Source organism: Psychrobacter okhotskensis (genome assembly GCF_013248965.1).
GTDB lineage: Bacteria > Pseudomonadota > Gammaproteobacteria > Pseudomonadales > Moraxellaceae > Psychrobacter > Psychrobacter okhotskensis.
In genome coordinates this window covers 98,396-112,047 of record NZ_JABRVQ010000001.1, presented here as the reverse complement: position 1 = coordinate 112,047, position 13,652 = coordinate 98,396, and the positions used below count along the sequence as shown (strand labels likewise).

At 44.4% G+C, this 13,652-nt stretch carries 11 protein-coding genes; 7 read left to right on the top strand and 4 right to left on the bottom strand.

The window, feature by feature from the left end:
* Window positions 1-31 precede the first annotated feature (31 nt).
* Window positions 32-769, bottom strand: coding sequence for a heme exporter protein CcmB (locus HQR03_RS00435; protein ID WP_217271505.1), 738 nt, complete (start codon window positions 767-769; stop codon window positions 32-34).
* Between the two features lie 64 nt (window positions 770-833).
* Entirely contained in the window at window positions 834-1,463 is a 630-nt protein-coding gene (ccmA, locus tag HQR03_RS00430) for a heme ABC exporter ATP-binding protein CcmA (protein WP_173238770.1), read from the bottom strand.
* Between the two features lie 133 nt (window positions 1,464-1,596).
* Between ccmA and HQR03_RS00425 the strand changes: the two genes are divergently transcribed.
* The 4 genes from HQR03_RS00425 to HQR03_RS00410 all read left to right on the top strand — a co-directional run bounded on the left by HQR03_RS00425 (window position 1,597) and on the right by HQR03_RS00410 (window position 4,930).
* Entirely contained in the window at window positions 1,597-2,634 is a 1,038-nt protein-coding gene (locus tag HQR03_RS00425) for a hypothetical protein (protein ID WP_227692006.1), read from the top strand.
* Between the two features lie 63 nt (window positions 2,635-2,697).
* The gene (locus HQR03_RS00420; protein WP_173238768.1) at window positions 2,698-3,519 is read left to right on the top strand and encodes a YbjN domain-containing protein; all 822 of its coding nucleotides are present in this window, start codon (window positions 2,698-2,700) and stop codon (window positions 3,517-3,519) included.
* Window positions 3,520-3,738: 219 nt separating this feature from the next.
* A complete protein-coding gene (locus HQR03_RS00415; protein WP_173238767.1) occupies window positions 3,739-4,653 on the top strand; it encodes a histone deacetylase family protein in 915 nt (304 codons plus the stop codon).
* A gap of 70 nt (window positions 4,654-4,723) precedes the next feature.
* Entirely contained in the window at window positions 4,724-4,930 is a 207-nt protein-coding gene (locus tag HQR03_RS00410) for a DUF2905 domain-containing protein (protein ID WP_173238766.1), read from the top strand.
* Between the two features lie 82 nt (window positions 4,931-5,012).
* On the opposite strand, the gene HQR03_RS00405 is transcribed toward HQR03_RS00410, so the two are convergent.
* Both HQR03_RS00405 and coaBC read right to left on the bottom strand, forming a co-directional pair.
* Window positions 5,013-5,801 carry a sulfite exporter TauE/SafE family protein gene (locus HQR03_RS00405; RefSeq protein WP_101212235.1) on the bottom strand — a complete coding sequence of 263 codons (789 nt, stop codon included), beginning with the start codon at window positions 5,799-5,801 and terminating at the stop codon, window positions 5,013-5,015.
* A 40-nt stretch (window positions 5,802-5,841) separates the two neighbouring features.
* Entirely contained in the window at window positions 5,842-7,227 is a 1,386-nt protein-coding gene (coaBC, locus tag HQR03_RS00400; RefSeq protein WP_173238765.1) for a bifunctional phosphopantothenoylcysteine decarboxylase/phosphopantothenate--cysteine ligase CoaBC, read from the bottom strand.
* A 128-nt stretch (window positions 7,228-7,355) separates the two neighbouring features.
* On the opposite strand from coaBC, the gene radC reads away from it, so the two are divergent.
* The 3 genes from radC to HQR03_RS00385 all read left to right on the top strand — a co-directional run bounded on the left by radC (window position 7,356) and on the right by HQR03_RS00385 (window position 13,639).
* Window positions 7,356-8,039 carry a RadC family protein gene (gene radC, locus HQR03_RS00395; protein WP_025652310.1) on the top strand — a complete coding sequence of 228 codons (684 nt, stop codon included), beginning with the start codon at window positions 7,356-7,358 and terminating at the stop codon, window positions 8,037-8,039.
* Between the two features lie 762 nt (window positions 8,040-8,801).
* Complete coding sequence (locus HQR03_RS00390) at window positions 8,802-11,708, top strand: acyl-CoA dehydrogenase (RefSeq protein ID WP_173238764.1); 2,907 nt, start codon at window positions 8,802-8,804, stop codon at window positions 11,706-11,708.
* 557 nt (window positions 11,709-12,265) lie between these two features.
* Window positions 12,266-13,639, top strand: coding sequence for a dicarboxylate/amino acid:cation symporter (locus HQR03_RS00385; RefSeq protein ID WP_101212232.1), 1,374 nt, complete (start codon window positions 12,266-12,268; stop codon window positions 13,637-13,639).
* Window positions 13,640-13,652: the final 13 nt, after the last annotated feature.

Below are 13,652 nucleotides of genomic sequence, written 5' to 3'. Positions count from 1 at the left end.
CTGGGTGTTGATAGTACAGAAAGTCTACTGTTTAATTGAGCCATGACATTTTTAAGGTCATCGCAATCACCCATGGCATCACCAACACTGAAATAATACTACCTGCCAATAATAATGCCAGTATCGGTAAGCCATTAAGACCAGTGGCAAATAAATCCACTGCTCCTGTGGCAAAAATCAACACCGGCAATTGCATTGGTAAGGCGATCAAAGGCACTAGCACTGCACCATTCTTCAATGACAGCGTCAAACTACTTGCCACTGCTGACAGCATCAAGAGCATCGGACTGCCGGTCAAAATAGACGCCATCAATATCCACGCCTCAAACCAGCTAAGCTGAAACAAAGGCACGGCAAGTAAACTAAGCGCTGCCACAATGCCACTACTAAAAATCCAATGGATGACTAGGCGGATGAGCACCCATAACGGCAGCGACGCTTTGGCAACAACCAATTGCGCCAGTGTGCCATTATCAAGAGCGGGCTTAAATAAGCCATCAACACCCATTACTAGTGACAATAGAGCAGCAATCCACACCGCTGAGACCCCAAGACGCTGTAACAGCGCAGGTTCGCTACCAACGGCTAGCGGAAACAAGGTGATAATCACTAAAAACAGTACCAAAGGGTACAACCATTGTACCGCTCCTTGCTGCTTCACGTGCCACTCGCGCCGCCATAACTGCCTAAAGCTGATAGCGCGTGCAGCCGATGCACTAACGTTTGAGCTTGTATTAACCTTGTCTACTGGCTCGTCTATTTCTATCATTTATTCGCTCTTCCACGGATGACTGGCACACTTATACTACTTATCACACTTATGCTAACAACATTCAAACCATATAGTCGGACAAATCGAGCACTTGATTGGCGACGCCGACAGCCTGATGACTGGTCATCAATATACCACCGCCAGCATTAGAAAATTCGCGTAATCTGTCTTCCATCCGCGCCACCATATCGACATCAAGAGCAGTAAAAGGCTCATCAAGTAGCCATAACGGTGTCACCTCAGGGGTCAACAAGTAAAGCCGTGCAAGGGTGATACGGCGGGTTTGTCCAGCAGATAAATGGCTTGAGCTAATCGTCTCAAAGCCTTGCAGTCCAACCCAAGCTAAAGCGTCATCAATATCAGCAACACTTGGGCTAATGCCGTATAAATTCAGCAAAAAAGTCAGATTTTGCGTGACCGTCAGATTTGGATGTATGCCCAACTGATGCGACACATATAAAGGCTGAACCGGTAAACTGGCTGTTCCTTGATAGTAAACTTGACCTTCCAACACTGGTAATAATCCAGCCAGCTGCATCAGTAGCGTCGTTTTGCCTGTGCCATTAGCACCAATCAAGTGACAAATACTGCCCGCAGGTAAATCGAGCGCAACGCCTTCACATAGAGGGACTTCACCGCGCTGAACGGTCAGCTCATCAAGCGTAAGTAAGGCGATATTCAGAGCTGTCATTCAAACCTCTTATTATTTATCAAGCAGCAGTCAATATTCATCACCAACAAATATCATGTTCGTGGCATAATACTTTATGCTTACCCCAACCACACAGTATAACAAATTGTCGATAACTATGACCTCAAAACCTATGCAGACTTCAAAAGATAGCCAAAACTTAGATACGCCAGCGCTAACAATAGACAGCTTAGTCGACGCGCAAGTTGCGTTTATGCAGCAATGGTTACGCACGCAAGCAGAACCGCTAAGCATTGAGGCTTGGCAGTGGTTTGCTGCCCAGCCATTGAATAAATATGTCAGCGCCGATGATTTGCAACATCTGATCAACGACTGGCTCCTGAACCAACCGATGACGGATGTGATACGTAAAGATATTCGCGATATCTTGCATACGATTATTTATCATCCGGTCAATGACAATGTGCCGTTGTCTGAGCTGGTAGATGACACTCAAGTGCAGACCTTAGCCGATTATGTGGGTAGCCATGAGCAGCAGCGTAATGTTTTGATTCATACGCTAGTCGGCAACGAGACTTTTGCAGATTTGCTGACGCAAACGCTCTATCACGCGATCAACGACTTTATGGAAACCACGCTGGATAAAGCAGGCGCTGCTGGTAAACTGATGAAATTTGGGCGCAGCTCTTTTGAAAAGGCGACCAATAGAAACCTTGATGAAAAACTGCAAACGTATTTGCACCGTAATATTAAAGACTTAGCACGTCGTGCAGAAGCCAATGCCCAAGAGCACTTATCAAATGACGAAGTCGCTCGGTTGCTAGTAAGCGGTTGGGCAAGAATCAAAGATCAGCCCATTAGCCAACTGCAAAATTATTTAACTGATGAGCCTGGCAATAGTAGTATCGATCATATTGAAGCCAGTATTCAACAGAGCTACAACCGTCTGCGTATGTCGCCTTATCTGCACAGCCTCGTGTCAGCCAGTATCGATACGTGGTATGCCAACCATCATGGCGATAGCATGGCAACGGTGGCCGCGAGTTTATATATAGATGAGCAAGCCATGACGCAATTTAGTAGTGCCCTACTGCCCATCGTATACGATGCGCTTGAAAGTCCGTGGTTGGCAGCGCATATAGGTGAGATGTTGCAAGCATTTTATGCGCAGCCCACTATCAAAGAGGGTTTGGTGTTTAATAATAACTAACTGACTGTTTTTGCTTATCGGCCATTTTTCAATATCATCCATTTATATGTCAACACAATACCTATGAGTCAACGTAATAAACTCAGCTTGTGGCAAAAACTCAAACGGCTACTGAATGCTTCAGCACCGCAGTCTATTATCCATGGCGCAAAAATGCCAACACAGGCAGCAGCGGCTGACGATGATATTGATCTTGATATGATGCAGGCAGGAATCTCGAGCGCCAATACTCGTAATAGCGATGAGGCAAATACGGCTGACTCTACTGGCAGTTTGACCAGTCACCGTGATAATAATCATGATAGCGAGCGCTCGCAAGCTCAAGCGAATTTGCAAGCATCGCAGCAAGAAACCAATGAAACGTCCATCGTCGACTGTCTAAAACAGTACTTTAGTAATAATCAGTGGCAATATACCTATTATCGACCCAGAAGCAGTGACAGTCAGCAATTGCATCACTTATCCTTAAGAATGCGGCATAAACAACTGAACTGTGGCTACCTATTTCGGGTGCAAGAGAAAAACAAGCTGCTAGCGGTCTATGGAATTTTGCCATTTTTGATACCAGAGAGTCATCAAAGTGCAGCGATGTTACTGATTACTCAAATCAATTATGACATGCTGATTGGCAATCTAGAAATGGATATCAACGATGGCGAGATACGCTACAAGCATGCCATCGATGTCGAAACTATTGGTATTAATGACGAAATCATCGAGCATTTACTACAAAGTGTCATTGCCATGACCACGGTAGCGAATGAGCTGTTTAGTGATTTACTCAATAACCAATATCCCGCTGAAGATATGCAAACGTTATTAACAGAGCTGCGTCAACAATCCGACTCACGCACCTTCTTTTTGCCGACTCAGTTTGTCCAATAAAGATGCTTAAGTTAAAAAATAGTTTATTTAAGAAAATCTCTTAACTTACAAAAGCCCTTTAATTTAGAAAGTCTATTAACTTAAAAAAGCCTTTTAACTTAAAGAGTTTAGCAAAATATAAATCAGTCATTCGTCTATTTTCTACCCCTTTATCACGCTTAATAAAAAACCTTCTAAAAACACCTTATCACCTCTTAAATACCGACACACTTAAACATTATGCTAAAAATTGCTTACTCCGACGTCTTTCGTTATTCCGTACCTGACAAGCGTCGTTTTCCCATGCAAAAATATACGATGATTCCTGAGCGCTTATTGGCTGAAGGCACTATCAGTACCGATAGTTTCTTTGCGCCTGCGCGCTTGAGCGAAGAGGAGATTTTGACCACTCATACGGCAGACTATTGGTATAAACTTAAGACCCAAACCTTGCCGCGTAAGGAAGCACGCCCTATTGGCTTTGAGATGACCGAAGCGTTAGTCGATCGTGGTCGTCATATTGCCTATGCAACTTATGAATGTGCGCTTTATGCGCAAAAATATGGCGTCGCGATGAATGTTGCCGGTGGTACGCACCATGCGTTTGCTGATCATGGCGAGGGCTTTTGCGTGTTTAATGATGTTTGTATCGCGAGTAATTTATTATTAAATCGTGGACAGGCGCAAAAGATTTTGGTGGTCGATTTAGACGTCCATCAGGGCAATGGCAATGCTAGTATTATGGCAAATGAGCCACGGGTTTTTGTGTTTAGTATGCATGGCGCCAAGAACTATCCATTTCGCAAAGAACTATCTGACCTAGATATTGAACTTGCCAACGATACTGGTGATGCTGAGTATTTACAGATATTAGAGGACACGCTACCGCGCTTAATTAGCGACGTTGCACCAGATATGATCTTTTATCAGTCTGCTGTCGATGTACTGGCGACCGATAAGTTGGGAAAACTTGGACTGACGATAGAAGGTTGTAAGGCGCGTGATGAATATGTGTTACGCCAAGCAAAAGCCGCCAACATCCCCGTTGCCATCGTCATGGGTGGTGGCTATTCAGAAGATATTGAAGATGTGGTTGAAGCGCACTGTAATACTTTTCGAGTGGCGCAGCAGCTTTATTTTGGTAAGGCGGTTTAAATAGTGACTTTGTCGCATATCGATGCTTAAGACAAAATGAAAAAACGTCAGAAAGTTAGCGAGGTTTTATTTGGCAAAAATATTGATTGGTATAGGCACTGTGTTCATTGTTATCGGAATCATTTGGCTGGTGTTTCCCAGTGCGTTTTCGTGGATAGGCAACATGCCAGGAGATATTAAATACAAATCAGGCAATACACGCGTGTATTTTCCGGTCGTTACCATGATAGTGATTAGCATCGTCGCTACCATCTTACTGAATTTTTTTAATCGTTAAATCACCAGCGCAAATATGAGTGACGACATGCCAAGCATACCTTTGACCTAAAATCTAAAACTTAACTAACACCGCAAACTGCTTAGATTGATAAAAATGCCGTAACTCCTTGCCAACCCACGCGCAGCCCAAGTACGGTCAAAATTAATAAAATAAGCTGACGAAAACGTGCTTGTGGTAAATAACGACGTAAGCGGATACCAACTAAAAGGGCGACAATAGATAAAACACTCAGCAAAGTAATCAGCTGCCATTCACCACTACTCAGCGCCATGATAGGCTCACGCAATACAATGATTTGGGCGATTTTTCCTAAGAAATAGCACATGTTGCCGACTTTGGCGACGGTGTTTTTATCATCGCTGGCAGACAGTAAATACATCATCAATATGGTCGACATTGCATTGGTCGCGCCGCCAATGATACCAGCACTCAGTCCAACGATAATCAGCACAGGCTTGGTAGCAGGTAGCCGAATTTGCTTACCGAGTAGCGCACTGATCACATAAAAGCCAATGACAGCCGCCAATACCAATAAAATATAAGCGCTATCGACCCATAGCAAGAGCTTCGCGCCCAAAATACTACCGAGCAGGCTAGTTAAAGCGAGCAGCCAATAACGCCTGCCGTAATAGATAAAGTTTTGCCAAATAGTGCGACCACCACCCGCCAGCCAAGTCATTGCATTAAGCAATAATGACGGGAATATCACCAATACAATGGCGTGTGGCAACGGATAGATGCTGGCAAGCGCAGTGGTGGTCACCAAGGTCACACCCAGACCGCTAATCCCGTGCAGCAATGATGCCAGCGCAAAAATCACAATCAGCAATAACGTCTGGGTGCTATCGCTATCTATCATATTTGCCATCAGTATTTAGTGTCTAATAGCGACATTAGCGAAAGCATAACTAGGGCGTGTCTTGTGCATTGTGACGCTGCCAGATAGCTTTACCAATAATACTGGCCAACTGCTCAGCTATTTTATCTTTGCTTGCTTTCTCTAGCGTTACTGCTTCATTCTTATAGCGCTCAGAGAAAAACACTTGCATCGCATTGTCATCACTGGCAAAACCAATATCTGCACGCGACACGTCATTACAAGCAATCAAATCTAGATCTTTAGATATCAGTTTACCGCGAGCATAGCGCTCGACATCTTGCGTTTCTGCCGCAAAGCCGACGACAAACAGCTCTGGATGGGCAAGCGAAATGGTTGCTAAAATATCAGGATTTTTGACCAAGCTCAGCGTCATGGCACCTTGGGTTTTTTTAATCTTTTGCGGGGCAGCCTCTTCAGTACGATAATCAGCGACCGCCGCCGTCGAAATAAAGACATCTGCGACTCTCACGCTATCATTGGTAACCATAGCATCAACATCGTGCTCATCGCCGCAATCACAGTCACCGTGGTGATGAGCATGATGATCTTCGTGTGAGTGTTCGTGTGAATGCTCATGCTCATCTTTAGAGATATACTGTAGCGCACTATGCGTACCTTCCACACATTGCTGTGCGACAATCAGCATCTCTTGCGCGGACAACACATCAATACGGGTGACATTAAGCGGTGTGGGCAGTGCTACTTTACCACCCGCAATCAAAACCACGTCTGCACCAGCGGCCACGCAAGCACGCGCTAAAGCAAAACCCATTTTACCGGTAGAGTGATTGGACAAATAGCGTACCGGATCAATCGCTTCGACAGTTGGTCCAGCAGTAATCACCACTCTTTTACCTGCCAATAATTGCGGCGTGGTTTGCATGGCATTAAATAATAATACTTCTGCCAATAGCTGCTCAGGTTCAGGCAATCGCCCTGCCCCCACATCACCGCAGGCTTGTTCACCACTGGCGGGCTGTATAATTTGGTAATTCATATCACTTAAGGTTTGGACGTTCAGATTCACCGCTGGATGCGCCCACATTTGCTGGTTCATCGCTGGAGCAATAATGACTGGTGCCGTCGTTGCTAGGCACACGGTCGTCAACAGATCATCTGCCATGCCCATTGCCAGACGCGCCAGTGTATTGGCAGACGCTGGCGCAATGACGATTAAGTCCGCCCATTTGGCCAATTCAATATGACCCATCCCCGCCTCGGCTTGCTCATCCAGCAAAGAGGTATGCACCTCATTACCTGTCAAAGCCTGCAGCGTCAGCGGTGTGATAAAGGCCTGTGCGCCTGTGGTCATAATGACACGCACATCAAAGCCTGCCTTGATGAGCAGACGGGCAAAGATAGCGGATTTATAAGCGGCGATACCGCCAGTGATAGCGAGCACAATATTGGACATAAGCGTGGCATCAATAAAAAAGTTGAAAGATAAAATTGCGCTTATAGTAACAATTATGAGATAAGTTGGGTAAGGTTTTCCGCATTTATATCATATATCTAGCATTCATCCCCCATTAAGGAGTGACAATGGCGATTAAAGACTGGCATGAAGATGATCGACCTCGAGAAAAACTGCTGAAATTTGGCGCCGCTCACTTAACGGATGCTGAAATATTAGCGATATTCTTACGCACTGGCACCCAGTCGCAGTCGGCAATCGAGCTGGCGCGTCATTTGATCGATGAGTTCGGTAGTCTTGCCGAGCTATTGGCAGCGCCGGCACAGACCGTGCTTGCTTGTCATGGTATCGGTCCTGCCAAGTACGCACAGATACTGGCGTCGCTTGAGATGGGTACGCGTTATTTAGACAGTAAGCTAAAGACAGGGCAAGCGCTTGGGCGCTCACAAGTCGTCAAGGACTATATCAGCACCCAATTGCGCGGTGAGCATCGTGAAGTCTTTGCCGTCCTTTGCTTAGACAATGCGCTAAATCTGCTAAACTTTGAAATACTGTTTACTGGTGGCATCTCGTCGTGCTCGGTCTGTATCAAGCACGTACTCCGTCACGCGTTGAGTCACGCCGCTGGTCAATTAATCGTCGCGCACAATCATCCGCATACTGATGCGACTCCTTCAACGGCAGATAACCTATTGACCTACGAGCTAAAAAAAGCCTGTGATTTGATAGATTTATCCTTGGTAGACCACATCATCGTTGGACGTAATGAAACATTATCTTATGCCGAAAGCTGCTTAGCGCCGTTCGGTTAGTCGAAAATATAATTAGTTCTATAGTCGGTTCAAGATAATTCAGGTACAAAAAAGGCGAGTAAAGATTTATACGCCATCATTCAAGCGAGATTAACACCGTAATGCTTTGAGAATGGAGCTCCAGTTGTGTTAAACCATTTATAGCGCTGGTTTATTGACGATATATCTAGGGCGTGTCCTCATTTTAAAAATGGTCATAAAAATGAGATAAATTGCCCTCAAACGAGGAAAATAGCGCAAATAATATCGGGATATTAATCAGCAATTTGACGATGTTTGGCAAAATTTAGCCATTTTTAGCCCATGTAGATACAATCGCTTGAATTGAGGACACGCCCTAGTAGTTGATACATATTATCGACACAGAATAGCATTTTCGCTATTGATAGTTATCATTAACTATTTCATATTGGTAGCTAACTTTCGCTCAGTTATTTATATTTTGATTCATTAGTTTTTGTAGAGCATCAAACGTATATTTCTAATGGTCAGCAATGCTTGTTTTATCCTACTTTTTTTTGACTCAAGAACAGTGCTTTGAGTCGAAATGATGTTGTGATAGACGTTTATAAGTTTGTTTACCAATAGGTTTTTAGTTTTTAATAGCATGGTTATATAATTAATGACATTGTTTGTTTTAAAAGGGTTTTGATTTCCCGTTAATTGATTTAAACCCCTGATCTTAAATAAGATGCTTTCTCAATATAATTTTTTTCTGAGTTTTACCCCATTTTCCAGTTAGGTTTTACCAAGGAGACAGTCATGGCAGTTGGCTTATTTATTTTGGCAGTAATCATACAGTTAGCCACGGTTTTGGCCATATTTTTGCTGTCTTTATCGCGCGTCACTGGTAGTATAGTCGCCATTATTGCTGTGGTCGTGACCGCTATTATCAGTCCATGGTCGCTCATTTTGGGCATACCGATATTGCTATTGTGTCTGGTGCTGCTTGTCGCGCCTCTGCGTCAGTCACTGCTGACCAAGCCTGTTTACAAGGCACTTGCGGGTGCCATGCCTAGCATGAGTGATACGGAACGTGAAGCCCTAGATGCTGGTACTAGCTGGTGGGAAAAAGAGCTGTTTATGGGTGCACCGAACTGGGATACCTTTGCCAATTATCCCTATCCACAGCTCTCTGCAGAAGAACAAAGCTTTATCGATAATGAGGTAGAGACGCTGTGCGCCATGATTGATGAATGGAAAATCCATCATGATGATAAAGAGCTGTCTCCTAAAGCATGGAAATTCATTAAAGAAAACGGTTTCTTAGGATTAATCATTCCGAAAGAGTACGGAGGTCTTGAATTTACCTCTTATGCACAAAGTCGGGTGATGAGTAAAATCGCCTCACGTTCGCCGACCGCTGCTGTGACCTGTATGGTCCCGAACTCGCTCGGCCCTGGTGAGCTGCTAATGCATTATGGTACGGACGCGCAAAAACAGCGTTGGTTACCCGGTTTAGCCAAAGGCGAAGAAGTGCCTTGTTTTGGTCTGACTGGCCCCGAAGCAGGTTCTGATGCTGGCGCGATCCCTGATACTGGTGTGGTGTGCTACGGAACTCACGAAGGCGAGCAAATGCTCGGTCTGCGTATGAATTTTTCTAAGCGTTGGATTACCTTGGCCCCTATCGCTACCGTGGTTGGCTTGGCCTTCAAAATGCACGATCCTGAAGGTCTGCTGGGCGACCCCAATAAGACCGATTATGGCATTACTTGTGCGTTGGTTCCTGCCAGCCACGAAGGGGTCATCACAGGACCTCGTCACAACCCCATCGGCTCGCCATTTATGAATGGTACTGTCGACGGTACAGACGTCTTTATCCCATTGGATTACATCATCGGTGGCGTTGAAAATGCTGGACGCGGTTGGCGCATGCTGATGGAATGTTTGGGTGTGGGCCGCGGTATCTCCTTACCAGCGTTATCTACCTCAGCCAGTGAGATGACTTATCTGTCTGTTGGCGCGTTTGCCAAGGTTCGTGAACAGTTCAAAATCTCAGTCGGTAAATTTGAAGGCGTGCAAGACGCTACCAGTCGTATGGCCAGTAATACTTATATGCTAGAAGCCTTTCGCCACTTAGTTACCTGTGGTCTTAACCAAGGTGGTACGCCATCAGTAATGACTGCGATGGCAAAATACTATGCGACAGAAACCATGCGTAGTGTGGTCAACGATGGTATGGATGTCGTTGGTGGGCGTGCTGTGCAGATGGGTCCACGTAACTTTTTGGCCATTCCTTATCAGTCCATTCCGGTATCTATTACCGTAGAAGGCGCGAACATATTGACGCGTTCATTGATGATATTTGGTCAAGGGGCTATGCGTTGTCACCCGTATCTATTTGACGAATTACAACTTCTACAGAGCGAAGACAAAGAATCGGCGCTCAAAGAATTTGATACGTTGTTCTTTAAACATTTAGGCTATACCTTTAATCGCGGGGCAAAAGCCTTTATCGCAGGTTATGTCGGTGGTAGCAACGATGCGCCAAGCTTTGTCGATGACTTTACTCGCCCTTATTACAAACATATCAACCGCTTAAGTGCCAGCTTTGCCTTAACAGCAGATATGGCATTAGGATTATTGGCAGGTGACTTGAAGCGCAAAGAGATGCTCTCTGGCCGTTTGGCAGATATTCATGGTCATTTATTCATTGCGACGGCTATCTTGCAGTTTTATGAGCATGGCAGCAAATCAGAAGCCGAACGTTTACATGCCGAGGTCGCGCTACAGAATAGCCTCTATACCATTCAAGAAGCCTTTGTTTCTTTCTTTGCCAACTTCCCGAATCGTATGGCGGCTGGTGTTGTGAGCTTTGTGACATTCCCAAGTGGTCGTATCTTTACCCCAGCGAGCGATGAGTTAAAAACCAAACTGGGTGATGTCTTTATGGATGATCATGAAGCCAACCCGTTCCGTGATTACCTCAAAACCATGGTCTATTATAATACCTTACCTGATGATGTCAGCGGTCGTATGGAGCACGCTTATCAGACGCTACTTGAAGTCGAACCATTGTGGCAGAAGTTCAAAAAAGCGGAGCATAAAGACAGCTTCGAAGGCTTGACGTTCGAAGATCATGTGGTCAATGCTAGTCAAAGCGGTGATATCACTGAAGAAGAAGCGGAGCAACTGATTAGATATAATGGTCTACGCTTCGATTCATTATTGACAGATGTGTTCGATGAGCATCTTGAGGTAGCACAAGAGCGTGAAAACCCTCATAGCTTAGAAAATGCTGTGCACAAGCTGACTGATTATGCGCAACTAAAAAATGATGCCCAAGCAAGAAATGGCACAGCGACCAATAATACGGTTGCAGCGGCGGATACTCAAGAGCAAACGGGCGATGCCAATCCTGATCACGGCTATGAAAGTGATGGCGATGTAAAAATGGTAGATGAGCAAAATACTGTCGAAGAAATACGCGGGCAAGCGGATTTTGATGAGTCTAATCCAGAGGCAGAAGCGCTAGATCCTCGTTATCGTGACGCCGAGTCGACTCTGAATCAGCGTATGAGCTACAATCATAGCCTTGATAAAGCAGACTCTGATTTGCCTAATCATTCAGACTTAACCTCGACCGAGACAATAGCCGAAAGAGCCGAGGAAGCCAAGGACAGTAAATGGCAAGATGGTCTCCGTCGTGATGAAAACGATAAAGCTTAAATGGTAATCAAAGAGGCTTATGTTTAAAGGGGCTTATGTTTAAAGGGGCTTATGTTTAAAAAGACTAAGGTTGAAAAAAACTAAGGCCCAAAGAAACTAATGGGCGCTAAACGTCACTTAAAAATACTGACAAGCAACTATTTATAATCAGTATGGCTTATACCTACTAATCTCACTTAACCTTGAACGTTAAATTGCTATTTAAATCAACCATATCACTTAAAAAAGCGAGACTGTCTACTTCAGACGGTCTCGCTTTTTTTACCTCAAATAATGGCCAATTATATTCATAAAAATCCATACAAATCTTCTTAACTTTGCGTCTTTTTGAGCACAAAAGAATAAATGGAACGGAAAAAATCGCTAATGTCACGTTATTTAAATCATAAAAAAATCTTGCAGTACCCTTAACAATTATTTTATATTGTCAAAAAGTCTGACACCAAGTAACAAATTAATATAGACGTAACAATATCAGGCGTTGAGACAACAATCATAAATGTATTGATTTATTGCCGTACTGACTACTGAGCGTTGCATATAAAAGGATAGAGGTTATGTGGAAAAATATGGGACTAACGGGCAAGATTATTGTTGCCATGATACTCGGTATCGTACTGGGTTTATTTATAAACTATTCAGGGCTAAACGCTGAAGGCAGTTTTGTTAATACGTACATTACCAATGGCTTCCTTGCCATTATCGGTAAACTGTTCGTGAACTCGCTCAAAATGTTGGTTGTACCTTTGGTGTTAATCTCACTGATTTGCGGAGTTTGCGGGATTGGTGACATCCGTTTGCTGGGTCGTATTGGTACCAAAACCTTTATGATCTATATGATGACGACAGCATTAGCCATTGCGACAGCCATTGGGCTGGGTATCGTATTTGGCATTGGTAAAGGCATGAATGTCGAGACCGCAGCAGAATTTGAAGCAGCCTCTGCGCCACCTCTGCTTGATGTATTCTCCAATATTATCCCATCTAACCCCATCAGTGCGATGGCAAATGGCGATATGCTATCCATCATCTTTTTTGCCGTCCTAATCGGTATTAGTATCTTAATGGTTGGTAAGCCTGCTAAAGGGTTGGTAAAAAGTTTAGAATTGATCAACGAAGTCATCTTGAAGATGGTGACTATCATTATGAATCTTGCACCATATGGTGTCTTTGCGCTATTGACCAAAGCCATGGCTGAGCTCGGCTTAGACTTAATTTGGTCATTGCTTGGTTACGTTGCGGTATTGGTTGGCTCACTGGCTTTCCATTTCTTTATTACCATGATGATTGTCCTCAAGTTATTTTCAGGCTTATCGGTCAAAACCTTTTTGGCAAAAATGCGCGAAGTTCAGATTTTTGCGTTTAGTACCTCAAGCTCGAATGCGACGATTCCGATTACCTTACGTACTGTGACCAAGCGTATGGGGGTTAATAACTCTGTCGCGTCGTTTACCGTTCCTTTTGGCGCTACCATCAACATGGATGGTACGGCTATCATGCAAGGAACGGCGACCATTTTCATTGCCAATATTTATGGTATTGATTTGGGTGTGACCGAATATCTGACAGTTATCTTAATGTCAGTATTGGCCTCGATCGGTACGGCTGGCGTACCGGGTGTTGGCTTGATTATGCTGTCCATGGTATTTGCTCAGGTGGGCTTACCTATCGAAGGTATTGGTCTTATCTTAGGCGTGGATCGTATTCTTGATATGCTTCGTACCGCAGTGAACGTCGGCGGTGATGCAGCAGTGACCGCTATTGTAGCAAAGTCAGAAAACAAAATGGACGTTGCAATTTATAACGATCCTGATGCGGGTGCCAAAGACGTGTTTGATGGTCATATCGATGAAGACAACGAGCGCGAGTTCTCAAATGTCTTTAGCGATGGCATTATGGGTAGTGAATACGATGACGTCGATCGTCGCTAACCATAATTAACCA

What these genes read in the sequence shown, in the direction of transcription:
- HQR03_RS00405 (WP_101212235.1), bottom strand. Translation starts at nt 5,801, where the DNA reads ATGGCAAATATGATAGATAGCGATAGCACCCAGACGTTATTGCTGATT.
- HQR03_RS00390 (WP_173238764.1), top strand. Translation starts at nt 8,802, where the DNA reads ATGGCAGTTGGCTTATTTATTTTGGCAGTAATCATACAGTTAGCCACG.
- HQR03_RS00420 (WP_173238768.1), top strand. Translation starts at nt 2,698, where the DNA reads ATGAGTCAACGTAATAAACTCAGCTTGTGGCAAAAACTCAAACGGCTA.
- HQR03_RS00385 (WP_101212232.1), top strand. Translation starts at nt 12,266, where the DNA reads ATGTGGAAAAATATGGGACTAACGGGCAAGATTATTGTTGCCATGATA.
- HQR03_RS00425 (WP_227692006.1), top strand. Translation starts at nt 1,597, where the DNA reads ATGCAGACTTCAAAAGATAGCCAAAACTTAGATACGCCAGCGCTAACA.
- HQR03_RS00435 (WP_217271505.1), bottom strand. Translation starts at nt 769, where the DNA reads ATGATAGAAATAGACGAGCCAGTAGACAAGGTTAATACAAGCTCAAAC.
- ccmA (WP_173238770.1), bottom strand. Translation starts at nt 1,463, where the DNA reads ATGACAGCTCTGAATATCGCCTTACTTACGCTTGATGAGCTGACCGTT.
- HQR03_RS00415 (WP_173238767.1), top strand. Translation starts at nt 3,739, where the DNA reads ATGCTAAAAATTGCTTACTCCGACGTCTTTCGTTATTCCGTACCTGAC.
- radC (WP_025652310.1), top strand. Translation starts at nt 7,356, where the DNA reads ATGGCGATTAAAGACTGGCATGAAGATGATCGACCTCGAGAAAAACTG.
- coaBC (WP_173238765.1), bottom strand. Translation starts at nt 7,227, where the DNA reads ATGTCCAATATTGTGCTCGCTATCACTGGCGGTATCGCCGCTTATAAA.